Below are 22829 nucleotides of genomic sequence, written 5' to 3'. Positions count from 1 at the left end.
GAAATGCTTTGGAACATTACTTGTTTTCTCTGATCAACTGAAGTTCATTAATTACATCTTGGTCTTTTACTACAGGTAATTCAGTTAATCGATCAGTAATACCAACTTTGTAGTATGTGCCCAGATAGTAAACATAAATTCGTCTTCCCGAAGCACTGTTGATCTCTAGAATTTCGTAAGGAGCTTTGTCAAAATCTCCATTTAAGAAAAGCTTACCATCATAGTATTTGTACTTTATCGTACTGCTTTTGCTAATTTCTGTTTCTACGTCAATCGGATCTTCTTTAGCTACCGTTTCAGTAGTTTCCGGAAGCTCATCCAATCCGGTTGCTTCAAATTTGGTTTCTTCTGTTACATCATCAACCGTTGGTGCTTCGAATGATGGCTTGAATGTTTCATTTTGATCAACATTCGCTAACTCCTCAGTAGAACTAGGGGGTCTAGAAACAACTGTTTCTTCTACTTTTTCAGCAATAACAGCTTTTTGATTTATTTGAGGCTTCTCAAGCTCTTTATTAGAAACTTCCTCTTTTTCTGCACCCAAATTCCATACATATTCTATTGATTCTGTAACCGGTGCATCCACCTCAACTTGAGTAGTTGTCTCTACAGCTTCATTTTTATCCCCGAGGAAATAAATACCTGTTCCTATGACAGAAGCAACAATGACACCACCCATTGATTTCATAAGTGTAGATTGTCCCACGAATTCCATCCAGGTAGGACCAACATTGATCGCATCTAATCTGGATTTAAGTTCAATTTTTCGGTATTCTTTTAAACCATTGATAATATCAGACTGCAGATCACTTTCTGCCTTTAATGCAGGATCTGCTTCAAGCTGCTTTTCGAAGCTTGCCTTTTCGGACTCATTCATCAGTCCTGAATGATATTGGTCTATTTGCTCTTGCTGTAGGTTTGTCATGTCTAATCAAAAAAGTCTTCAGTGGTGTATTTGCTCTTTATTAAACTATCTAATTTTTTCTTGCACTTATACTTTTTGGTTTTTGCCGTATCGGTATTGGCAAAACTCATTTTTTCAGCGATTTCCTGCATTCCCATCCCATCGAAATAGTGGTAAGTCAAAACTTTCTTACACACATCCCCCAGTTGCTCTATGCACTGCATCACTATTTTGAGACGCTCTTTAGCGTCATGCGTTTGAAACTCCTCACGATCAACTTCCTCATTACTCAAACGACTTTTTCTATCCAATTCCTTTCTCCACTGGTTGAGACAGATGCTATACAGGTAGGTGCTGATCTTGGATGTCAAAACCAACTTCCCACTGGCAGCTTTCTGCCAAAAAGCGAGTAAGGCCTCCTGGTATACGTCTTTCGCCTCGTCCTCAGTCCCGTTATTACTGAGCACAATCTTGGTCATCATCCTGTAATATTTCTTATACAGGTGATCCAATATACGCTCATCTCCGCGACTAATTCGCTCAAGTATCTCACTGTCCTTCATACACCAAGCCAGTTTTTAATACGATTAATATTCATTAAGTAACCCCTCTCCGGTGAGTTCAGGGGTTTTAAGTTGTAAAATACGATAAAACTTACGTTAATTCAATTACTCGTTCCCCTGCTATTCCATAGACCCTGTCTGCTTTTTTCGGTCTTATTTTCTTCACTCCTGTGAATTGTCCATAAGCAGGCAAAACCCCATAATCATTGGTGAAGTAGAAACATGGCATGGTGATACTCTGCCTTGCTTTTCCCTTAATCGAAACACCCGGATGAATATGGCCGGACAGGTTGTATAAGGTAGATTCTTCCCTTATGTGGGTGAATGAAAAGGGCCCTAACTCTAGCATGGATTGAACCTTTAAAGTAGATGGATACTCACTAAGAATGTCGTGGTTGCCTTCTACCAGAATAAACTCAATTCCTTGATGCATTTGCAGGAACTGTACAAAATCTTGCCATTCGTTATTTTCGAAACTATGAAATAGGTCTCCAAGTAAAATGATCTGCCTGGGCTGATGATTCTCTATCAGTGTTTTCAGAATATAGAGATCATTTAAATGAACTTTCTTTGAAACAGGAATGCCATGCTTTCTGAAATGACCCGCCTTGCCAAGATGAAGATCAGAAACAACCAATACCTTTTCACGCTTCCAGTAAATCGCTCTTTCGGGGAGTAACGTTAACTGCTCTCCTGCTACCTCCACATTCATGTTCAACCTTCAGAAAATGGCAGCCATGTTTGTGTTCGGTAGAAGAACAATAGATAGCCCCTTACTTTTAGATTACCATCTTCAATCCAAAGCTTGCAATCATAGATGTTTCCATTTTCAGGGTCCAGAATTTCACCCTTATGCCATTCTTCATCACCTTTATCGTACTTCATGTCTGATATGATTTCCATACCTATTACTTTCTGACCTTTTCGATGATCCTCACATTCATCGCATATCGGATCCGGATCTTCACCGGGTTCTCTAAAGAGTTTCACAATTTTGCCGTAATACTTTCCTCCATTTTCATAGATCTCCACAACAGACCTTGGCTTACCTGATTCATCATCTATGGTTTTCCATTTTCCGACTATTGCTGTTTGCGCAGCAACCATTGACCCAACACAAAAAAGTATAACAGTTAAAATGTTCTTCACGATATGAAATTTTAAATTTTGAAGTGTAAAATTAATCCTAATCGAAGGCACGCTCAAGCTCCATTTGCATTTTAAGAATTCGATCCGTTACTTCTTCATTACTCAGCTTCTGACGCCTTATTAAGCTTACTAAAATAGGGAAAGCAAATGGAGTAGGCTTTTGAACTTCTTTCAAAACAATTTTTTGTTTGCTGATCCTTCTCATGGCCTCCATAAATCTGGATTGATCCAACTGAAGATTCATCACTTCATCTATGGCTTGTTTGATCAGCAAGTTGTTTTCATCATAGGTAGCAAAGACTTTATATAAAATACCTGAAGAGGCCTGTAAATGCCTTGCCCGAACGGTTTTCCCAGGATAACCTTGAAAAATCAAACCTGCTATGGTAGCCACATCTCTAAAAGTACGTTGAGCCATCTCCGTCATATTGATGGATTGATTCAAATCCTCAAAAAGGTTTTCTTCTGAAAACAGATCTAGTTCTAGTGCCTCCTCTATGGCTACCTCCTGGTCAGATAGCAACTCAAATCCATAGTCATTCATGGAAATAGAAAAAGTAATTTTTTGGTTTTTACTTAGGCGATAAGCAATGAGACCGCCTAGCACCTCGTGTACAAACATCCCTTCAAAAGTGAAGAAGAACAGGTGGTGGCCGTAATCTGTTTCTACTTTCTCAATCAGTAGTGTATCTACACCGGGAATGATGGACATTTTACGCTGGAGATCAAGAATGGGTTTGATCTTCTGCATCTCATCAGATTCATACTTGTCATCTACAGAAGCTTGAAGTTTAATCCTGATTTGATCAGATAGTAAAGATGAAAGTGGAAGTCGTCCCCCACCCCATGCGGGCGTCTTGCCAGATTTTTTCTTCGATTTTTTCACCAACACTGTCATGTCTTTAATCCTGATAAATTCCAGATTCTGACCCGCAAACCAAAACGTATCGCCCGGATTAAGTTTTGATACAAAGCTTTCCTCTACCGTTCCTAGATGTCCACCTGTAATGAACTTGACATTCATGGCAGGATCACCTACAATCGTGCCGATGGAAAGCTTATGTCTCAGGGCGGCTTTCTTATTCACAATTTTGTAAACTCCATCATCATTGTAGACACGGGCAAATTCATCATACTCTCCCAGGGTGCTGCCACCTGTTGTGATAAACTCCAAAGCCCAATTGTACTCATCAGCGGTCATCAATCTAAAACAATAGGTCTGTTTGATTTCTTCCAGAATTTCTAATGGGCGAAAGCCGCCACTAACAGAAAGCGTCACAAGGTATTGAACCAGTACATCCATGCATTTCTCCAGTGGTTTTCGCTGCTCAAATTTTTCCTCTTTGATTGCATCACGAAGGGCTGCACCCTCAATCAACTCCAATGAATGTGTCGGCACAAAATAGATTTGGCTTACTTCACCGGGACCATGCCCACTTCTTCCGGCACGCTGCTGAAAACGGGAAACTCCCTTGGGACCGCCGATTTGAATGACTGTATCGACGGGGCGAAAATCCACTCCCAAATCAAGACTTGATGTGCAAACAACTAGCTTGAGTTTCCCTGCATGTAATGCATCCTCCACCCAATTTCGAATGTTTTGATCCATGGATCCATGGTGCATTGCAATTACTCCTGCCAGATCAGGTGCTTCTTTCAAAATGGCCTGATACCAAAGCTCTGTCTGTGATCGGGTATTCGTAAAAAGTAGGGTTGTTTTACTCCTTTTGATAATCGGGATGACCTTATCCAATAACCGTGTTCCTAAATAGCCCGACCAGGGGAATCTTTCTACTTCATCCGGCAAAATCGATTCTACTATGATCTCTTTATCAATTTCTGCTTTGATGGTAACCGCTTCTTTTTTCAGATCCTCTCCAAGAAGCACCCGTTTGGCTTGCGGTAGATTACCAATCGTTGCAGAGATGCCCCATATTTTAAGGTTCTCTTGGGTTATTTTTTTAAGTCTTGAAATGGCCAACTCAGTGGCCACCCCACGCTTGGTTCCTATTAATTCATGCCATTCATCTACGACAATGCTTTTAACATTTTTGAGGTAATTGGGGTAATCACTTTGACTCAATAAAACGTGTAAGCTTTCAGGCGTAATAACTAATGCCTGCGGGGCTGATTTCTTTTGTTTCTGACGCTCAGAGGTAGTGGTATCTCCTGTTCGCAAACCGATCTTCCAGCGAACATCCATATCATCACAAAAGCTTTGCATGGCACTATGAATATCTTTCGCTAAGGCTCTAAGAGGGGTTATCCAAAGAATTTGCAACTCAGGCTTTACATCGTGCTTTTCATTGTGTTTTAAAAACTCCAATACACATGGTATCCATAATGCATAGGTTTTGCCGGAACCTGTCGGAGCATTTAGCAACCCGCTTTTTCCATCTAAATAGGCTTGCCACGTCTTTCGTTGAAATTCGAAAGACTTCCAATTTTTAGAACTAAACCAGTCTTCAGCAATTTGAAAAAGCTCTTTATCAGTCACAATCGGAAGTTAAGTAAAGGCATAAAAAAACCTCGACTTAAATAAGCCGAGGTTTCTAAATATTGTTTTGAATACAATTATTTCATTGCATCAATCTGAGCTTTAACCGCAGATTTCTCACCTACTAAAGTGTCTTCTTTCACAATGCTTTCTCCATCTTCTACAATGGTAGAAGTTACAATCGCCTGAACCTGCCCATCTTCTAAAGATTCCATCATCACTTTGAATTCCTTAGATACTTCTTTGATTGGCTCAGCTTCTTCCACTACCACAATAGCGGCCTCCTCAGTTGAGCCATGTCCTGTGCCATAAACCTCTCCAAGAATCGGAGCGATCACAAGACCCACAAGACAAGTCAATTTAATAAGGATGTTCATTGAAGGTCCAGAGGTATCCTTGAATGGATCTCCTACGGTATCACCAGTAACTGCGGCTTTATGAGCTTCAGAACCTTTGTAAGTCATTTCGCCATCAATCATAACTCCGGCTTCAAATGATTTTTTCGCGTTATCCCATGCACCACCGGCGTTGTTTTGGAAAATCGCCCAAAGTACACCTGACACTGCAACACCAGCCATGTAGCTACCAAGTGCTTCAGGGCCCATGAAGAATCCAATCAGGATCGGTGCAATAATGGTGATCGCACCCGGAAGCATCATTTCTCTTAATGCCGCTTTTGTAGAGATATCTACACACTTACCGTACTCCGGCTTGCCAGTTCCTTCCATGATACCCGGAATCTCTTTGAACTGACGTCTCACCTCTTTTACCATCTCCATGGCCGCTTTACCTACTGATCTCATAGCTAAAGCTGAGAACACTACAGGAACCATCCCTCCGATGAATAAAGCAGCTAGAACATCTGCTTTGAAAATATTGATTCCATCAATGCCTGTGAAGGTTACATACGCCGCGAAAAGTGCCAATGCAGTTAAAGCAGCAGAAGCAATCGCAAATCCTTTACCGATTGCAGCAGTCGTGTTACCAACTGAATCAAGGATATCTGTTTTTTCTCTAACGTCTTCCGGAAGCTCGCTCATTTCAGCGATTCCACCCGCATTATCCGCAATTGGACCAAATGCATCAATTGCTAATTGCATCGCAGTAGTTGCCATCATAGCAGAAGCTGCAATACCTACTCCGTAGAATCCGGCTAGTTCGTATGCTCCCCAGATTGCACCAGCGAAAAGAAGAATTGGGGCGAACGTTGAAATCATACCGGTAGAAAGACCTGCAATGATGTTTGTTGCGGCACCCGTAGCAGAGTTTTGAACTATATCTAAAACCGGTTTTTTACCAAGACCTGTGTAGTATTCAGTGAAGTAAGAAATAAGTCCTCCTACTGCCAATCCAACCAAAACAGCACCGAATACGCTTCCTGAAGTAACTGTAAGGTTTCCTTCACCGAAGAATGCCATGGTCATTTCAGCTGGCAATAGAAGATCAATTACGAAGTAACATGCCACTGCAGTCAATATGATTGATCCCCAGTTTCCTTTGTTTAAAGCAGCTTGTACCTGTGGTTCTTTTGCATCATTGCTAGAAATCTTTATAAGCATAGTGCCAAGAATTGAGAACACAATTCCTAAACCGGCAATAACCAATGGAAGTAAGATTGGACCGATTCCGTTGAATTCATCGGTGATAGAACCACCCATGTCTCGGATTACATAGTTACCGAGTACCATTGATGCTAGCACTGTTGCAACGTATGAACCAAAAAGATCAGCACCCATCCCTGCTACGTCACCTACGTTATCTCCTACATTATCAGCAATTGTTGCCGGGTTTCTTGGGTCATCCTCAGGGATTCCCGCTTCTACCTTTCCAACAAGATCAGCTCCAACATCTGCTGCTTTGGTATAAATACCTCCACCAACACGTGCGAATAGTGCAATAGACTCAGCTCCTAAAGAGAAACCTGCAAGTGCCTCCAGCACGATAGTCATATCTTCAACTCCATTTACAGTCCACTGACCGCCCATGAAGAATTGGAATAATAAGATAAAGAGAATACTTAGACCGAATACAGCCAGTCCAGCAACGCCTAGTCCCATCACCGTACCACCAGTAAATGATACTTTCAACGCCTGTGGAAGGCTTGTTCTTGCTGCTTGTGTGGTTCTTACATTCGCTGCAGTTGCAATTCGCATCCCAATGTTTCCGGCCCATGCCGAGAAGAACGCCCCAATAACGAAAGCAACAATGATGAACCAGTGAGTGGTTTCTACCATCATTGAAATGACGCCAAGCAATGCGCCAGCTAGCACAACGAAAATGGCAAGTATTCTATATTCTGCGCTAAGAAATGCCAATGCCCCTTCTCTGATGTGATTTGCAAGGTCTTGCATTTTAGTATCACCTGCATCCTGCTTGTATACCCAGCGGGATTTGATGATCATCACAACAAGCCCAAGAATTCCAAGGGCAGGCACTAAATAGATTATTTTATCCATGATTTATTAAATGGTTTTCAAAAACAGGCCGCAAAGATAGAACAACTAGTTTTTAATAGAAACCAATCACAGAACTTTAAGAAACCTTAAATGAGAATTAAGGCTTATTGATAGAATTTACATAATTAAGAAACTCAGTTTTAACGTCTTGATCTTTGAATTTACCATCAAAAAAGGCTGTTCCCGTTTGGCTATTCGTATCATTAACACCTCTGGATGACACGCACATATGGGAAGCATCCATCACTACAGCCACATGATCTGTGTGTAAGAGTGATTTTAATTCATTGCCAATCTGAACGGTTAACCTCTCCTGCACTTGTGGACGCTTAGCATAATATTGAACGATCCGATTAATCTTGGATAATCCAATTACTTTCCCATTGGGAAAATAAGCCACATGAGCTTTCCCATAAATAGGCACAAAATGATGTTCACAATGAGAATAGAAAGTAATATCCTTCTCTACAAGCATCTGGTTGTACTTGTATTTGTTTTCAAATAAGCGCACCTGTGGTTTATTTTTCGGATTTAGACCGGAAAAAACTTCCTGTACATACATTTTAGCCACTCGCTTTGGGGTGCCGGACAATGAGTCATCCTGAAGATCTAAACCAAGAATTTGCATGATTTCTTTGAAGTGCTTAGAAATCAATTCAATTTTCAAATCATCATCCTGCTCAAACGCATCAGGTCTCAACGGAGTATCATAAGATGATCCTACGTGTTGGTCAGCGTATGCATCATGTTCCTCAGCCTGGATATTCGACGTAGTTTCTTTCTGTTTCATATAGTGTTATTTTCATCTCGTACTCGTCTTCTACCTCAGGCCTCAGCAAATCATAGATGACTTTGACGATGTTTTCTGCTGTTGGATTCAAATTTTTGAATTCAGAAACATCCAAATTCAGATTTTTGTGATCGAATCGATTGAGTACTTTATCCTTAATAAGATTACTCAATTTTTTCATATCATAAACATAACCGGTATCTACATCCGGTTCTCCTGTCAAGCTTACAATCACTTCGTAATTATGCCCATGCCAGTTTGGATTGTTGCATTTTCCGAAAACTGCTTCATTTTTCTCATCAGACCATGTCTCATTATACAGTCTGTGAGCTGCATTAAAATGTTCCTTTCTATTTACGGTTACTCTTGGCATGTTGCAAAATTACTGGAACTCATAACAACGGCTTTTATAAAGATGTTTCGCCAGACTATGAATTTATTTTTCTGTGCGTTTGTTTTGCCTCAAATCTAACCAGATGGACATATCAGAAATCAGACAAAAAATCCAAGAATATAAGCGTGAAGGAAAGCGGTTATTCACTACCTCGTCATTCCAAACGCACAGCATACCCATGCTGCACATTCTGAGCGAAATAGATAACACCATCCCTGTCTATTTCATTAATACTGGATATCTATTTCCTGAAACGATCTCATTTAAAGATGAGGTAGCTGATCGACTCAACTTAAAAATTGTGGATCTAAAGCCAAATACTCCTAAATACATGCAGCGTGAAACCAATGGAAAACTGTTATTCACAACTGATCCGGATCATTGCTGCTATTTAAACAAGACCCAACCCATGGAATCTGTTTTAGCGAGTCATGATGTATGGATCAATGGTGTGCGTGGCGATCAAAGTGCGGTAAGGAAAGCCATGAAAATAGAACAGCCAGCTCCATTCGATAGTATTCGCTTTCACCCCATGCTGGACTGGGACAAACGTAAAATATTTGCCTACATCAAAGAACATGACCTACCGAAACATCCATTGGATGCACAAGGATATATTAGTATTGGATGTGAGCCGTGTACTCGAAAAATGGATCTGGAAATGCAGGAACGGGAAGCCAGATGGTTTGGTCTAAATAAAGTGGAGTGTGGATTGCATACGGATTTAGTCAAGTAAATTTTTGACAACAGTCGACGGCTAGTCAGTCGACTGTAGACATAAGAAAACAAATGAAAGTACTTATCACCGGTGGAGCCGGATATGTTGGAACGAAGCTGGTCAAGCACCTGGTTTCAAATCCTGATATCGAGAAGATCACAGTATATGACAATCTAAGCAAAGGTCATCACAACTTCTTTCTTGGAAAGGAGTACGCGAACAAGGAGAAAATCCATTCAGTGCGTGGAGATATTCTTGATACCCGCCAATTGAAAAAATTGATGAAAGATGCAGATGTGGTTGTACATCTTGCCGCAATTGTTACCACTCCATTTGCAAACACCGATCCGCATTTTTATGAGCAGGTCAATCACTGGGGAACTGCAGAAGTGGTGTACTGTGCAGAGGAATCTAACATTTCCAAATTCATCTACCTGAGTAGTACTTCCGTGTATGGCGCAAGTGACAAGGTATCCGATGAGACTACTACTCCTGCCCCATCTACATTTTACGGGATTTCTAAACTGCGAGGAGAAGAGCATGTGAATCGCCTGGCTGAAAAGAAGAATGCGATCAATATCCGAGGTGGAAACGTGTATGGCTATAGTAAATCCATGCGGTTCGATGCGGTTATTAACCGATTTATGTTTGACGCTAACTTCACCAACCGCATCCAAATCAATGGGAATGGAAAACAATCCAGGGCCTTCATTCACGTAGAATACCTCTGTGATGCCCTGGTTCAGACCATCACAAAAGAAGTTCCTAGCGGAACCTACAATCTGGTAGATAAAAACCTACAGGTTTTGGATTTAGTAGATGTGCTTAAAGAAATCTATCCTACATTAGAGTTTCTGTTTACCAATCAGCACATGAATCTTCGGGAATTAAAAATCAATCCTGACAGTAAGCTTTTTGATCACATTAATAGGTTTGAGAGCAAGGAATTAAAAACAGAGCTGGAGGAATTTAAAGGCCGGTTTGCGTTCTGAAACTACTTGGGTAATTTTACGTTAATATTAATGTAAATTTACATGAATGACTAAGGAGTATAAAATAGAAGTGACTGATTCAGCCTTAGTGAAAGAAGCTGCCGTTGACTATGGTATTTCCAGAGACGACATGGCAGGATTGCTCGGTGTTTCCGAAAAAACCTACTACAACATGATGCAAAAAAACCACTTAGATGCTGAAAGATCCGATCGTTTTCACTTTATACGGCAGATTCTGGCATCCGGGGAAGAAGCATTCGGTTCAAAAACCAACCTTTCAAAATGGCTTAAAACACCTCAATCCTCTTTAGATGGATACACACCTTTGAACATGATGTCTACCATCACCGGTGCAAATCGTGTTTTACTTGTACTTGGTAGAATCAAACATGGAATTACCAGTTGATTGTATTTAGGCTTACACTTCCTAAATATGCCAATGATCTAAGTGGGATGGAAGCAGCCCTGTATGGCGGAAGGTGGAATTCGATTGGAAATTTTGTTCTCTACACTGCACAAACCAGTTCGTTAAGCATTTTGGAGCACCTGGTACATATTACCGGTGCTGATTCTATAAAATATATGCTAACTAAAATAGAAGTAACAGGTGGCATAAATGAAATAACGATGGATGACTTACCTGACAACTGGCAAGAAAATGAAAAAATAACTAACAGTATAGGCGATGAGTGGACAAAGAAGATGTCAACACCCTTACTGAAAGTGCCATCGGTGATAAATCCATTAGAGTGCAACTACCTCATCAACCCCAATCATCCGGATTTGAAGATGGAAATCATGAACCAAGAGTGGTTCATTTACGATCGAAGGTTGGTTAAAAACTACTGATGTCTGACTTAAATGGAGTTTTAAAAACCTCCCCCTACCCCCTCCAAAGGGGGAATTGTCCCCTTGAGGGGCCTACAGGAGTGTTTTTGAGAATTCTGAAAAGCCTGTCGATACATGATTTACAAGTCTATTTTTCTCGGATTAAGAATTTAGTAGGATTACACTAGTTAAAAACAGCTAAACTTTTAAGTTTTTCAATAGGCGGACTATACTCTCCCAATACGGGTAAAGATCGGAAAGTCCACTTTACGAGCCCTATCTTTCCAGACCTCTTTTAAATCATTATACAGCTTGTCAATTGGGGAATACCCATTCTTTTTGATATAATGCTGAACTGCAGACCAGGTGCTGATGTAACCTACCAGATCTTCCAATAACATTTCCTTCTTCATTTTAAAAGAAGGCACATCTTCGATTTCATCATATGGAAACGGGATCGTTTGATAGGCAGCCTCTATGTGATCCCTCTCAGGATCCCAATAAGGATGGGTTACATTCCAGTAAAATTCTTTTATAACCTCTCCTACGCTACCTTCAACCTGAACCAACCCATACCCAATTAATGCAATGGCTCCACCTGGTTTAAGCACTCGTTTTACTTCCTGATTGAATCGTTTATGATCAAACCAGTGCGCCGCTTGTGCCACGGTAATCAAATCGAATTGATTGTCTGAGAAGCTAGTTTCTTCTGCAGATTGTTTGGAGTAATCAATATTTGATTTATAAGAAGCATTTGAGAGCTGCTTCTCACTGATATCCGTAGCATAAACATGATCAAAGTGATCTGCAAGCTTTACCGCAAGCTGTCCACTACCTGTTCCACAGTCCCAGCAGTTTTCATACTTCTCAGTGATCGAAAGCAGGTAATCGACAAGCTCATTGGGGTAGACTGGGCGGAACTTGGCATAGTCTGCAGATTGGATGGAGAAATTATCTTTCATTTTATGAGATTCAAGTTTCAAGCAATGAGCCTCAAGCTAACTTATCACTTGCTTCTTGAAGCTTGTGGCTTATCTACCCCATCATCAAAACCTTCCAGGCCGTATCCACCTCGCCATCATTCAACAGATCAGCGGCTAGTTTGTGAAGCTCCAGTTGGATATTCTCATCGTCATCGAACGAATCAAGAATGGATCGAACTTCAGGTTCATTTGCAAAGTCTTTTATTTCGTCTTCAGTCGGTAGCGATTCCACATTACCCAGCATTCCAAGATGGTTGCCGGTCAATACGGTGCTGGTTCGAATTTGATCAGGTATTTGGTCTACTCCTATTCCCATGGTTGTCAGAGGTTTGGCTACTTCAAATATAGCATCTCCACTCGCTCTGGCATACCAATTTCCACCCATTCTTGCCACCGCATCCAGTTTGTTTGGGTGAATTTTTCCGTTTTCATCCAAAATCCGATCTGCAATATGCATCAACTGCACCTCACAGATCACCAACTGTCCGGCTCCTCCCTGCTCTCCCAGCGATTTCACTTCTATGACCTTACACTCGAAAGAAACGGGTGCCTCTTTTACTCTTGGCGGCTTTACAACTTTCGATTTTTCTTCTGTAAACCCTGCTTTAGCAAATTCATTCACTCCTTTTTCGTACTCTGTACTGCTCAGCGACATCTGTTGCACCATGTCATGGGACACTATATTTACCGTACACTCCGGATGTTCCAGCACATTTTCCAGTGTGTGCTTAGTGGTATTGTCCCTTCCTCTCCGTGCCGGAGAAAAGATCATGATTGGAGGATTAGCACTGAACACATTGAAAAAACTGAACGGACTCAGGTTTACTTTTCCTTCCTTATCTACTGTGCCGGCAAATGCAATAGGGCGTGGCGCCACTGCTCCCAGCAGGTGTCCATGTAATTCCGGTACGGGTATTTCTTTCGGATCGATTGTCATGATATTCAAATAATTATTCCTCCCCCTTAATCCCCCTCCAAAGGGGGAGATTGGGCTTTTACTTAGCTGGCAAAACCTTTGTACTCACCTCACCAAAACCAATACGAACTCCATCCTTCTTCCCATGTCCACGCATGATTACGGTATCACCATCCTGAATGAACTTACGCTCCGAACCATCCGGCATAGATACGGGCTTTGTTCCTTTCCAGGAAATTTCCAGCATTGAGCCAAACTGACTTGCATCCGGACCGGAAATGGTACCGCTACCGTACATATCCCCGGTTTTAATGTTGCACCCATTCACAGTCTGGTGTGCCAGCTGCTGGGCCATGTTCCAATACATGTATTTGAAATTGGAGTTGCCAACCACTTTCTCTTCGCTATCCTCGGGCTGGATGGCAACTTCCAAATCAATATCAAAATGTTTGTTATCCTCATATTTCAAATACGGAAGTACCTCCGGATCCTGCTTCGGTCCCGGGATTCGGAAAGGCTCCAATGCATCCAATGTTACAATCCACGGTGAAATGGAAGATGCAAAATTTTTAGCTAAAAATGGCCCTAGTGGCACATATTCCCATTTCTGAATGTCTCTGGCCGACCAGTCATTAAACAGTACCATCCCGAAAATATGGTTTTCTGCCTCCTCGGTAGAGATGGAATCTCCTAATTGATTTTGGCCACAAGTAATGAACGCCATCTCCAACTCGAAATCCAATAATTTGCATGGGCCAAATACCGGAGGTTCATCCTCATTGGGTTTCTGCTGACCCTTAGGTCGATGTATCGGAACGCCCGATTCGATAATCGAAGATGCCCGTCCATGATAACCTACGGGAATGTGCTTCCAGTTTGGCATCAGTGCATTGTCCGGATCGCGGAACATGGAACCCACATTGAATGCATGCTGCTCACTCGAGTAAAAATCAGTGTAGTCTCCCACTTGTACTGGCAGGCACATCTTCACCTTATCCATGTCGTTTAAAACAGACTGAAGTGCGTAGTGATTTTTTAATTCTTCATTGCCCTCCTGCAATAATTCAGATACACGATCCCTTACCTTTCGAGCGGTCGGCTTACCCAGATTCATGAAATCATTCAGGTATTCCTTATCAAAGATGCCATCAGGCAAACCCATTCCATCAAATAATCCATGATTCTGAAGTCCGGCGAGATCCAAAACCTTTTCTCCAATGGCTACTCCTACACGTTTTACTCCCTCTTTTTTGAAAATACCGAACGGCAAATTCTGGATCGGAAAGTCTGAATTGGCGGGTACCTCTACCCAGGATTTTAGTTTTGGATTATTTGCAGCTATTTCTATCATTTCTTTTGCTTCTTAATTTTTTTTAATTCTTCAATATCCGCCAAGTCTCGAGTTCTTTTTGTAGCTTTTTTCGTCTTTAAAAGCGTTTCATAATTTATTACTCGAATACTCACCTCATTGATTGGGTAAAGTTCAGCATTTGTAAATGCTTCGTCAAATGTAATTCCCCTGCAAGCAGTCATCACATCAATCTGTATAGGAGAAACCCCGAAGGTATAAACATCATATTTTTGAGTATTTAGAAAATTCTCAAGATCACCCATTTCGCCCATCATCATACCAAATTTCTGGTGTACTTTTTTCAACCGGTTATGATTTTCTAAAGTTGGATTTACAAACAAATCCATGTCTCCGGTAGATCGTCTATAACCATGAATGTTAACTGCCATTCCGCCAAGTAATACATACTCAACTTCATAATTATTCAACAATTGGAGGTACTCTAAAAAATCCTGGTTGAAAAGATCAGCCATCAAAGACGTTTTTTTGCTATTGCACTGTTTTTATCCAATAAACTTTCCTGCGATATGCCATGATTCAAGCAATGCAATCTCCAACTCTCTATTAAGCGCTCTTCTGGAGTCTTTTCAAAAGCCCAAAACAAAATATCTTCATAATCTTTTTGCCCTATTTTACCAGCATAAGTTGGTTTCCGAATCATACTTTAAATGTAATAAATCCTTATAGGAAAGCCAGTAAAGAACTAACTTTGCGGCTTCAAAAAAATTAAAGACACAGTAGCGCGCTCATGAGCATTTCCACACAATATGACCCGACGCAGGTAGAAGACAAATGGTACCAGTACTGGATGGACCAAAACTTCTTTCACGCCACACCTAAAACCGGTAAAGAAGCATACACTATTGTCATCCCTCCTCCGAACGTCACGGGTGTCCTCCACATGGGACACATGCTTAACAACACGATTCAGGATGTTTTGATTCGGAAGGCGCGCATGGAAGGCAAAGAGGCTTGCTGGGTACCGGGTACAGACCATGCCTCGATTGCGACTGAAGCGAAAGTGGTGAAGATGCTTCGTGAAAAAGGCATTAAGAAGTCGGATCTTTCTCGTGAAGATTTCCTCAAGCATGCCTATGAGTGGAAAGATAAATACGGCGGCATCATCCTGGATCAGTTGAAAAAACTGGGTGCTTCCTGTGATTGGGAGCGAACTACGTTTACAATGGACCAGAATTACCACGACGCGGTAATCAAGCAGTTTGTTGACCTGTTTAACAAAGGCTACATCTACCGTGGCTTGCGCATGGTCAACTGGGACTGTGAGGCGCAGACCACTATTTCTAACGAAGAGGTTATCTATAACGAAGATGGTGAGAAAGCGATTCTTTATCACGTTAAATACCAGATCAAAGACTCAGACGAGTTTGTTACCATCGCCACGCAGCGACCAGAAACAATCATGGGTGATACTGGAATTGCTGTAAACCCTAACGACGATCGATTCAAGCATTTGATCGGGAAAAAAGCTCTTGTTCCTTTCATCAACCGTGAGATCCCAATCATTGGGGATGATTATGTGGAGCTGGATTTTGGTACAGGCTGCTTAAAAGTGACACCAGCCCACGATCCGAATGACTATGAGATCGGTCAGCGACACAACCTGGAGATCGTAGACACCATCAACCTTGATGGAACGCTCAATGAAAAGTGTGAGATTGACAAGTATGTTGGTCAGGATCGATTCAAGGTTCGCAAGATGGTCGTGAAGGATCTGAAAGAGGCGGGTATCCTCGTTCATGAAGAAGAGTTTATAACCAAGATTGGTCGTTCAGAGCGAACTAATTCTGTAGTGGAGCCTAAGCTTTCTCTACAGTGGTTCATTAAGATGAAAGAGATTTCCAAGCGGGCACATAAAGCCGTGATGGATGATGAAATTCAACTTTTCCCATCCAAATTCAAGAACACTTACAACCACTGGATGGAGAATGTACGCGACTGGTGTATCTCTCGTCAGCTGTGGTGGGGTCAGCGAATACCTGCCTACTACTACGGTGATGGAGAGAATGATTTTGTGGTTGCTGAAAATATAGAGCAGGCTCTTGAAGAAGCACGAAAGACAACAGGGAACGAAAGTCTAACAGCTGATGACCTCAAGCAAGATAAAGATGTACTGGACACTTGGGCATCATCTAACCTATGGCCAATTGCGGTTTTTGATGGGTTTAATGAAAAGTGTTACGATCCTGCAACCGGAAAGATTGACAAGAGCAAGAACGAAGAGCTCAACTTCTTCTACCCGACCAACACATTGGTGACTGCACCTGAGATTCTGTTCTTCTGGGTAGCCCGTATGGTCATTGCCGGGTATGAATACCTGGATGAAAAGCCATTCGAAAATGTGTATCTGACAGGAATCGTTCGTGACAAGCAGCGACGCAAGATGTCTAAATCGTTGGGTAACTCTCCTGATCCATTAGACCTGATCAAACAGTACGGCGCGGACGGAGTGAGAACCGGAATGCTCTTTAGCTCTCCTGCTGGAAACGACCTGCTGTTTGACGAGAAGCTGTGTGAGCAGGGTAGAAACTTTTCTAACAAGATCTGGAATGCCTTCCGACTGGTGAGTGGATGGGAAACGACCGATGAAGCACAACCTGAAGTGAATGCTCAAGCTATTACATGGTTTGAAAGTAAGCTCAATAAAGCATTGACGGAGTTGGAAGATCACTTTTGCAAGTTCCGAATGTCGGATGCCTTGATGACTGCATATAAGCTCGTGTGGAATGACTTCTGTAGCTGGTACCTGGAGTGGATCAAGCCGGAGTACGGCAAACCAATTGATGCTAAAACTAAAGCCAAAACAATCGAACTGTTTGAGCAGGTCTTGAAGGTATTACATCCATTTATGCCGTTCATCACAGAGGAACTATGGCACGAGCTAAAAGATCGAAAAGACGATGAGGCAATCATTGTTGCTGAATGGCCAAAGGCTTCCGGTTTTGATATGGAAATTCTGAAAGAAGCTGATCTACTTTTTGAGATTACGTCAGCTGTTAGAAACATTCGAAGCTCCAAAGGCATTTCTCCTAAGGAAGATTTTGAACTGACAACCAATGCGAAATCCGTAGATTCAATAAGTGAATCATTGAAAAAACTGGCTAACCTGAGTGATATCAAATCAGGATATAAGCCTGAGAATGCATTCAGCTTTGTGGTAGGATCAGATGAGTTCTTTATTCCTGCGTCTGACAATGTGGATATGGAAGCAGAGAAGAAGAAGATTGAGGAAGAACTTAACTACACACGTGGTTTCATGAAGTCGGTGCAGAAAAAGCTTTCCAACGAACGATTTGTAAACAATGCCCCTGAGCAGGTGGTAGCCACAGAGCGTAAGAAACTGGCAGATGCCGAGGCGAAGATTAAGACATTGGAGGAAAGTTTGGCTGGGTTATTATAACGTTCCCCTCTGGCCGGGGAGGCCCTTCTTTCTCCTTAGATGAGAAAGAAGCAAAGAATCAAGCCAAAACCAAATCCCGGCCAACACACTTTCAACCCCGTGGTTTTGGCGATTGTCTCCGAATTCCAGCCCTCCTCCCCATATTGAGCTCAGCAAAATTATATGATTCCATTATGGATATGTTCAAGTAAAACCTGAAACACAAGTTCAAATAAACGGCCAACATGGAAGATATTTACAGGTGGAATATTAATTCTCAATTGCTACGAAAAACTAGGTAATTCCACCAATGGTAATTTACTTGGAGCATTAAATGATAATGACCTTGGTAGGGTTAAGCCTAAAAGTACCCATAGCGGCTAGTTAAATTCAAGATTCGAAAAAACCATCATTATAAAGACCTAAATCCTGGCCGCCATAAACAAGCTGATATCTTTAAAAGCAAGATTAAATCGCTTTGCAAGAGCGAGGTTAGTCAGTGTTCCTTTATAAGAATAAACACCTTTTTGCAGCCACGGATGTGTATAGATCATCTCATCAAACCCGCCACAATCACCAGCCTCCAGTAGAATTGGAGTGAAGATATTAGAAATGGCTAAGGAAGCTGTTCTTGCTACACGCGAGGCGATATTTGGCACACAATAATGTGTCACATCGTGCTTCACAAACGTAGGTTTTTTATGATTGGTGAGCTCAGAGGTTTCGATACATCCTCCCTGATCAATGCTCACGTCTATGATCACAGCGCCAGGTTTCATGCTCATGACCATATCTTCTGTCACCAGCATCTTTGTTTTACCTTTTTCAAAGCGAACAGCACCTATTAACACATCCGCTTCCTTTACTTCTTTGGCTAGTAGCGATTCATCGTAGGTAGAGGTGTATATTTCCTGACCAAGCGAGTGTTTGAGTCTTCTCATCTTGTAAATCTGATTGTCGAAAACGCGAACCTCTGCACCATGACCAAGTGCAGCTCGTGCAGCAAATTCCGCGACTGTACCCGCTCCTATAATTACGACACGTGTAGGAGGAACACCAGTGATTCCTCCAAGAATCACTCCTCTTCCTTCATTGGCACTACTGAGATATTCTGCAGCAATTACCATTACTGTGCTACCTGCCACCTCACTCATAGCGCGAACCAATGGCAATCCACCTACTTTATCCTGAATGAATTCATACCCGATTGCAATGAGTTTCTTCTTGTTGATGGCCTCCAGGTATTTTACATTTTGCTTACCTGCTTGAAAAGCTGAGATCAGTGTACTGCCCGGCTTCATCATTTCAATTTCTTTGATAGTGGGTGGTTCCACTTTCAAGACCACATGACACTCAAAAACCTCTTTCGCACTGTAGGCGATCTTTGCACCCGCATCGCTGTATTCTTTATCTGAAAAATTAGCTGATTCACCAGCTCCAGATTCTATCAACACTTCATGTCCATTAGCTACCATAACACCCACAGAAGAGGGTTTAATTGGCATTCGCTTCTCTTGATCTGCTATTTCTTGAGGAACTCCAATTTGTAAGTTCTGATGCTTTTTAGAGATTTTTGCAGGAGCTTCCTGAGGATAAAGTGTTTGCTCCTGTGCCAACTTCGCAAATCCGGATTTTGACGATTCGTTCATTTAGGTTGTGCAATTAGTGATCGGGTATTATCACCTACTAATTTAATGCTTATTTGCAGGTATTCATCAGGTAAAAGTGGCTGAATAATATCCGGCCATTCTAATAGACAAAGATTCCCTGAAAAAAGATAATCTTCCACACCTATATCGATGGCCTCATCAATATCTTTCAGCCGATAAAAATCAAAATGATAGATTTCGTTCTTATTACTATCCAGATATTCATTGACAATAGAGAAAGTTGGTGAGCTCATTTCATCCTCCACCCCAAGTTCATTACAAATTTGCTTGATCAGTGTCGTTTTACCCGCTCCCATCTCTGCATCAAAGTACCACACTTTCAATCCTCCAAAGTTGCTAATTAGCTTTCGTGCTACTTCCTGAAGCTCGTCTTCATGGTAATTCGGAATTGTCATTTGTTAGAAAGGGTTATCAATGGAATCATAATTTCTTCCATAGAAATTCCTCCGTGCTGGAAGGTGTCTTTATAATGCCTGGCGTAATGGTTGTAATTGTTTGGATATGCAAAGAAATGGTCATCCATTGCAAAAGCATAGCTGGAACTAACGTGGACTTTTGGTAGCCCCAGCTTTTCCGGCTCTCGAGTAAAAAACACACTATCCTCATCGAAAGCTAGGTTTCTTCCTACTTTGTATCTCAGATTGGTGTTGGTATTTCGATCACCCACTATTTTCTGAGGTTTATTCACCCGTATAGTTCCATGATCGGTTGTTATAATCACTTTGACCTTTTGATTGGCCAATGCCTTAAGTGTATCATAGAGCGAAGAATGCGAAAACCATGATTTAGTAAGTGATCGATAGGCTGATTCATCAGGTGCCAGCTCCCTGATCATTTGCATGTCTGTTCGTGCATGAGAGAGCATATCCACAAAATTAAAAACAATGGTGTTCAGCCGGTTACCCATCAAATTTGTGATACTCTCACTTAAGTTTTTACCTTCTTCAGCACGTAATATTTTGTGGTAACTAAATTTTTCCTGAATGCGATTACGGGCCATGTTTGCCTCCAGCAGCTCTGCTTCTTTTAGGTTTTTACCTCCTTCTTCTTCCTCTTCCACCCAAAGATCCGGATATCTCCTGGATATCTCCAAAGGTGTTAAACCTCCAAAAAGTGCATTTCTAGCATAGGAAGTCGTCGTGGGGAGAATTGAGAAATACATCTCTTCAGAATCAATGCTAAACAATTCAGCAACCTCCGGTTCTATCATTTTCCATTGGTCATACCTGAGATTATCGATAACAATAAGGAATACAGGGTCTTCACCAATCTGAGGAAAAACTTTATGCTTCAGCAGATTATGCGAAAGCAGTGGTCGCTCAATATCCGGATCTGTTATCCATGATTCATAATTTGATGTAATGAATTCTGAAAAATTCCCATCTGCTTCTACTTTTTGAGCATTTAAAACTTCAACCATGCTCTTATCCTCTGTTTCGTCTATTTCCAGCTCCCAATAAACCAGCTTTTTGTAAATATCCATCCAGTCGTGATGATCTTGAGCATCCACCACGCTCATTGCGAGTTGCTGAAATTCCTTTTGATATCCCTGATTGGTTTTTTCAGAAATGATTCGTTTGTTGTCCAGAATTTTCTTAACTGAAAGCAGAATTTGATTCGGATTGAGTGGTTTAATCAGATAATCAGCAATTTTAGCTCCAATGGCCTCTTCCATGATTTCTTCAGCCTCATTCCTGGTGATCATCACCACCGGGATATTAGGGTGAGTGGATTTAATATAATTGAGCGTTTCGAGTCCACTCATTCCCGGCATATTTTCATCCAGAAAAACGATATCGAAATAGTTATGGTCTATTTCTTCCAGCGCATCTGCTCCACTGTTGACAGGAGTAAGCTGAAAACCCTTTTGTTCCAGAAATAAAATATGAGGCTTGAGAAGGTCGATTTCATCGTCCGCCCATAAGATTTTAAATTGCTGCATTAATTCAGTTTTGGCATTCTTTTGCTAAGTAAATCACAAACGCTGTTGAACAAAAAGAAAATTCTTAATGATCCGGTTTACGGATTCATCAATATACCCAACGATCTCCTCTTCGACATCATTGAGCATCGTTATTTTCAGCGACTAAGGCGTATCAAGCAACTTGGCCTCACTGATTTAGTCTATCCCGGTGCTTTGCATACCCGATTTCACCATGCTTTAGGGGCAATGGATTTAATGCGAAGAGCGCTTAACTCCCTGCAAGAGAAAGGAATAGAAATTTCAGAAGAAGAACGAAAAGCCAGTATGATGGCTATACTGCTACATGATGTGGGACATGGACCGTTCTCTCACACGCTTGAATTTTCCTTGTTTAAAGGAGTACATCATGAAATGGTTGGCAAATGGATGATGGAACGATTGAATAAAACGTTTAATGGCGCACTCGATTTGACCCTGAAAATATTCCAAGACCAGTATGAGCGTCCATTTTTCCATCAGCTTGTGTCTAGTCAATTGGATATCGATCGGCTGGATTACTTGAAACGAGATTCATTTTTTACCGGCGTTTATGAGGGTGCAATTGGTTCTGAGCGCATTATAAAAATGCTCAATGTTTCCAATGAACAATTGGTAGTTGAAGAAAAGGGCATTTACAGTATCGAAAACTTTCTAAGTGCCCGAAGACTGATGTACTGGCAGGTTTACTTGCACAAGACAGCAGTTAGTGCAGAAGTTATGCTTATCGAGCTGATCAAGCGAGCAAAATATCTTACACAATCGGGAGAAAAACTAACCGCTACCCCCGCCTTAAAGATTTTCCTTGAAAGAAACATTACGATGCAAGACTTTGAGGAAGACCCGGATATACTGGAGATTTATTCTCTTTTAGATGACAATGACATTTGGGGATCTATCAAGTTCTGGCAGGAACATGACGACATCATATTACGCACATTAAGTGAAAAGTTACTGAATAGAAAGCTTATGGGTATTTCATTTTCAAATGATCCCTTAGGGAGAATTGTAACAGATGATTTAATTCATAAGGCCGCTCAAATGTTTGGTGTCAATGATGAAGACGCTTCCTACCTGGTAAAAACTGGCTCTGTAAGCAATTCAGCATACATAGCTTCCGGGCAATCGATCAAAATTCTCAGAAAACACGGAGGAGTCGTAGATGTGGCTGACGCTTCTGATCTACCTAATATTAAGGCTATGAGTAAAATTGTTACCAAACACTATTTATGTGCACCAAAAGAGCTTTTAAGTAATTAAC

22 protein-coding genes are annotated in these 22829 nt (G+C 41.4%); 6 read left to right on the top strand and 16 right to left on the bottom strand.

Annotated elements, in window-relative coordinates; all coding sequences use genetic code 11:
* Positions 1 to 16: 16 nt before the first annotated feature.
* From ACQK2H_RS07945 to ACQK2H_RS07910, 8 genes are all read right to left on the bottom strand, one after another.
* The gene (locus tag ACQK2H_RS07945) at positions 17 to 925 is read right to left on the bottom strand and encodes a hypothetical protein (RefSeq protein WP_425390902.1); all 909 of its coding nucleotides are present in this window, start codon (positions 923 to 925) and stop codon (positions 17 to 19) included.
* A gap of 2 nt (positions 926 to 927) precedes the next feature.
* Complete coding sequence (locus tag ACQK2H_RS07940; RefSeq protein ID WP_425390901.1) at positions 928 to 1467, bottom strand: RNA polymerase sigma factor; 540 nt, start codon at positions 1465 to 1467, stop codon at positions 928 to 930.
* A 91-nt stretch (positions 1468 to 1558) separates the two neighbouring features.
* A complete protein-coding gene (pdeM, locus tag ACQK2H_RS07935; RefSeq protein WP_425390900.1) occupies positions 1559 to 2179 on the bottom strand; it encodes a ligase-associated DNA damage response endonuclease PdeM in 621 nt (206 codons plus the stop codon).
* Positions 2180 to 2181: 2 nt separating this feature from the next.
* Positions 2182 to 2616 carry a DUF2147 domain-containing protein gene (locus tag ACQK2H_RS07930; protein ID WP_425390899.1) on the bottom strand — a complete coding sequence of 145 codons (435 nt, stop codon included), beginning with the start codon at positions 2614 to 2616 and terminating at the stop codon, positions 2182 to 2184.
* A 37-nt stretch (positions 2617 to 2653) separates the two neighbouring features.
* Positions 2654 to 5113: a ligase-associated DNA damage response DEXH box helicase gene (locus ACQK2H_RS07925; protein ID WP_425390898.1), complete on the bottom strand. Its 2460-nt coding sequence runs from the start codon at positions 5111 to 5113 to the stop codon at positions 2654 to 2656.
* A 77-nt stretch (positions 5114 to 5190) separates the two neighbouring features.
* Positions 5191 to 7569, bottom strand: a complete 2379-nt coding sequence (locus ACQK2H_RS07920) for a sodium-translocating pyrophosphatase (protein ID WP_425390897.1) — start codon at positions 7567 to 7569, stop codon at positions 5191 to 5193.
* 97 nt (positions 7570 to 7666) lie between these two features.
* The gene (folE, locus tag ACQK2H_RS07915) at positions 7667 to 8359 is read right to left on the bottom strand and encodes a GTP cyclohydrolase I FolE (protein WP_425390896.1); all 693 of its coding nucleotides are present in this window, start codon (positions 8357 to 8359) and stop codon (positions 7667 to 7669) included.
* Positions 8322 to 8732: a 6-pyruvoyl trahydropterin synthase family protein gene (locus ACQK2H_RS07910; RefSeq protein WP_425390895.1), complete on the bottom strand. Its 411-nt coding sequence runs from the start codon at positions 8730 to 8732 to the stop codon at positions 8322 to 8324. Before ACQK2H_RS07910 ends, folE begins: the two co-directional genes overlap by 38 nt.
* A 103-nt stretch (positions 8733 to 8835) precedes the next feature.
* Between ACQK2H_RS07910 and ACQK2H_RS07905 the strand changes: the two genes are divergently transcribed.
* Genes ACQK2H_RS07905 through ACQK2H_RS07890 form a run of 4 tightly spaced genes read left to right on the top strand, consistent with a single transcriptional unit; the run spans position 8836 to position 11312 of the window.
* On the top strand, positions 8836 to 9489 hold the full coding sequence (locus tag ACQK2H_RS07905; RefSeq protein WP_425390894.1) for a phosphoadenylyl-sulfate reductase: 654 nt from the start codon (positions 8836 to 8838) through the stop codon (positions 9487 to 9489).
* 53 nt (positions 9490 to 9542) lie between these two features.
* Positions 9543 to 10463, top strand: coding sequence for an NAD-dependent epimerase/dehydratase family protein (locus ACQK2H_RS07900; protein ID WP_425390893.1), 921 nt, complete (start codon positions 9543 to 9545; stop codon positions 10461 to 10463).
* A gap of 46 nt (positions 10464 to 10509) precedes the next feature.
* Positions 10510 to 10869 carry an antitoxin Xre/MbcA/ParS toxin-binding domain-containing protein gene (locus ACQK2H_RS07895; RefSeq protein WP_425390892.1) on the top strand — a complete coding sequence of 120 codons (360 nt, stop codon included), beginning with the start codon at positions 10510 to 10512 and terminating at the stop codon, positions 10867 to 10869.
* Positions 10866 to 11312 carry an RES family NAD+ phosphorylase gene (locus tag ACQK2H_RS07890; protein ID WP_425390891.1) on the top strand — a complete coding sequence of 149 codons (447 nt, stop codon included), beginning with the start codon at positions 10866 to 10868 and terminating at the stop codon, positions 11310 to 11312. Before ACQK2H_RS07895 ends, ACQK2H_RS07890 begins: the two co-directional genes overlap by 4 nt.
* 206 nt (positions 11313 to 11518) lie before the next feature.
* Here ACQK2H_RS07890 and ACQK2H_RS07885 read toward each other — a convergent pair whose 3' ends face one another.
* The 5 genes from ACQK2H_RS07885 to ACQK2H_RS07865 all read right to left on the bottom strand — a co-directional run bounded on the left by ACQK2H_RS07885 (position 11519) and on the right by ACQK2H_RS07865 (position 15202).
* On the bottom strand, positions 11519 to 12253 hold the full coding sequence (locus ACQK2H_RS07885; protein WP_425390890.1) for a class I SAM-dependent methyltransferase: 735 nt from the start codon (positions 12251 to 12253) through the stop codon (positions 11519 to 11521).
* 73 nt (positions 12254 to 12326) lie between these two features.
* A complete protein-coding gene (locus tag ACQK2H_RS07880; protein ID WP_425390889.1) occupies positions 12327 to 13211 on the bottom strand; it encodes a flavin reductase family protein in 885 nt (294 codons plus the stop codon).
* 58 nt (positions 13212 to 13269) lie between these two features.
* Positions 13270 to 14541: a fumarylacetoacetase gene (gene fahA, locus ACQK2H_RS07875; RefSeq protein WP_425390888.1), complete on the bottom strand. Its 1272-nt coding sequence runs from the start codon at positions 14539 to 14541 to the stop codon at positions 13270 to 13272.
* Positions 14538 to 15014 (bottom strand): nucleotidyltransferase, encoded by a 477-nt coding sequence (locus ACQK2H_RS07870; RefSeq protein WP_425390887.1) that lies wholly within the window; start codon positions 15012 to 15014, stop codon positions 14538 to 14540. Before ACQK2H_RS07870 ends, fahA begins: the two co-directional genes overlap by 4 nt.
* Positions 15014 to 15202, bottom strand: coding sequence for a hypothetical protein (locus tag ACQK2H_RS07865; RefSeq protein WP_425390886.1), 189 nt, complete (start codon positions 15200 to 15202; stop codon positions 15014 to 15016). Before ACQK2H_RS07865 ends, ACQK2H_RS07870 begins: the two co-directional genes overlap by 1 nt.
* Before the next feature lie 87 nt (positions 15203 to 15289).
* On the opposite strand from ACQK2H_RS07865, the gene ACQK2H_RS07860 reads away from it, so the two are divergent.
* Positions 15290 to 17959 carry a valine--tRNA ligase gene (locus ACQK2H_RS07860; RefSeq protein ID WP_425390885.1) on the top strand — a complete coding sequence of 890 codons (2670 nt, stop codon included), beginning with the start codon at positions 15290 to 15292 and terminating at the stop codon, positions 17957 to 17959.
* Between the two features lie 401 nt (positions 17960 to 18360).
* Here ACQK2H_RS07860 and ACQK2H_RS07855 read toward each other — a convergent pair whose 3' ends face one another.
* The 3 genes from ACQK2H_RS07855 to ACQK2H_RS07845 are packed head-to-tail and all read right to left on the bottom strand — an operon-like array spanning position 18361 to position 21550.
* Positions 18361 to 19587, bottom strand: a complete 1227-nt coding sequence (locus tag ACQK2H_RS07855) for an alanine dehydrogenase (RefSeq protein WP_425390884.1) — start codon at positions 19585 to 19587, stop codon at positions 18361 to 18363.
* Positions 19584 to 20003, bottom strand: coding sequence for a tRNA (adenosine(37)-N6)-threonylcarbamoyltransferase complex ATPase subunit type 1 TsaE (tsaE, locus tag ACQK2H_RS07850; protein ID WP_425390883.1), 420 nt, complete (start codon positions 20001 to 20003; stop codon positions 19584 to 19586). The genes ACQK2H_RS07855 and tsaE overlap by 4 nt, the downstream gene beginning before the upstream one ends.
* Entirely contained in the window at positions 20000 to 21550 is a 1551-nt protein-coding gene (locus tag ACQK2H_RS07845) for a PglZ domain-containing protein (RefSeq protein ID WP_425390882.1), read from the bottom strand. The genes tsaE and ACQK2H_RS07845 overlap by 4 nt, the downstream gene beginning before the upstream one ends.
* A gap of 45 nt (positions 21551 to 21595) precedes the next feature.
* Here ACQK2H_RS07845 and ACQK2H_RS07840 point away from each other — a divergent pair, with 45 nt between their 5' ends.
* Positions 21596 to 22828, top strand: a complete 1233-nt coding sequence (locus ACQK2H_RS07840) for an HD domain-containing protein (RefSeq protein WP_425390881.1) — start codon at positions 21596 to 21598, stop codon at positions 22826 to 22828.
* Position 22829 lies beyond the last annotated feature (1 nt).

Origin of the sequence: Ekhidna sp. (assembly GCF_965228795.1) — a bacterium.
GTDB lineage: Bacteria > Bacteroidota > Bacteroidia > Cytophagales > Cyclobacteriaceae > Ekhidna.
Note: the sequence above shows the minus strand (reverse complement) of the source record. Positions and strands in the feature narration are given on the sequence as shown.

Coding starts and splice junctions, on each gene's coding strand:
- ACQK2H_RS07945 (WP_425390902.1), bottom strand. CDS start 925: ATGACAAACCTACAGCAAGAGCAAATAGACCAATATCATTCAGGACTG.
- ACQK2H_RS07940 (WP_425390901.1), bottom strand. CDS start 1,467: ATGAAGGACAGTGAGATACTTGAGCGAATTAGTCGCGGAGATGAGCGT.
- pdeM (WP_425390900.1), bottom strand. CDS start 2,179: ATGAATGTGGAGGTAGCAGGAGAGCAGTTAACGTTACTCCCCGAAAGA.
- ACQK2H_RS07920 (WP_425390897.1), bottom strand. CDS start 7,569: ATGGATAAAATAATCTATTTAGTGCCTGCCCTTGGAATTCTTGGGCTT.
- folE (WP_425390896.1), bottom strand. CDS start 8,359: ATGAAACAGAAAGAAACTACGTCGAATATCCAGGCTGAGGAACATGAT.
- ACQK2H_RS07910 (WP_425390895.1), bottom strand. CDS start 8,732: ATGCCAAGAGTAACCGTAAATAGAAAGGAACATTTTAATGCAGCTCAC.
- ACQK2H_RS07905 (WP_425390894.1), top strand. CDS start 8,836: ATGGACATATCAGAAATCAGACAAAAAATCCAAGAATATAAGCGTGAA.
- ACQK2H_RS07900 (WP_425390893.1), top strand. CDS start 9,543: ATGAAAGTACTTATCACCGGTGGAGCCGGATATGTTGGAACGAAGCTG.
- ACQK2H_RS07895 (WP_425390892.1), top strand. CDS start 10,510: ATGACTAAGGAGTATAAAATAGAAGTGACTGATTCAGCCTTAGTGAAA.
- ACQK2H_RS07885 (WP_425390890.1), bottom strand. CDS start 12,253: ATGAAAGATAATTTCTCCATCCAATCTGCAGACTATGCCAAGTTCCGC.
- ACQK2H_RS07880 (WP_425390889.1), bottom strand. CDS start 13,211: ATGACAATCGATCCGAAAGAAATACCCGTACCGGAATTACATGGACAC.
- fahA (WP_425390888.1), bottom strand. CDS start 14,541: ATGATAGAAATAGCTGCAAATAATCCAAAACTAAAATCCTGGGTAGAG.
- ACQK2H_RS07870 (WP_425390887.1), bottom strand. CDS start 15,014: ATGGCTGATCTTTTCAACCAGGATTTTTTAGAGTACCTCCAATTGTTG.
- ACQK2H_RS07865 (WP_425390886.1), bottom strand. CDS start 15,202: ATGATTCGGAAACCAACTTATGCTGGTAAAATAGGGCAAAAAGATTAT.
- ACQK2H_RS07860 (WP_425390885.1), top strand. CDS start 15,290: ATGAGCATTTCCACACAATATGACCCGACGCAGGTAGAAGACAAATGG.
- ACQK2H_RS07855 (WP_425390884.1), bottom strand. CDS start 19,587: ATGAACGAATCGTCAAAATCCGGATTTGCGAAGTTGGCACAGGAGCAA.
- tsaE (WP_425390883.1), bottom strand. CDS start 20,003: ATGACAATTCCGAATTACCATGAAGACGAGCTTCAGGAAGTAGCACGA.
- ACQK2H_RS07845 (WP_425390882.1), bottom strand. CDS start 21,550: ATGCAGCAATTTAAAATCTTATGGGCGGACGATGAAATCGACCTTCTC.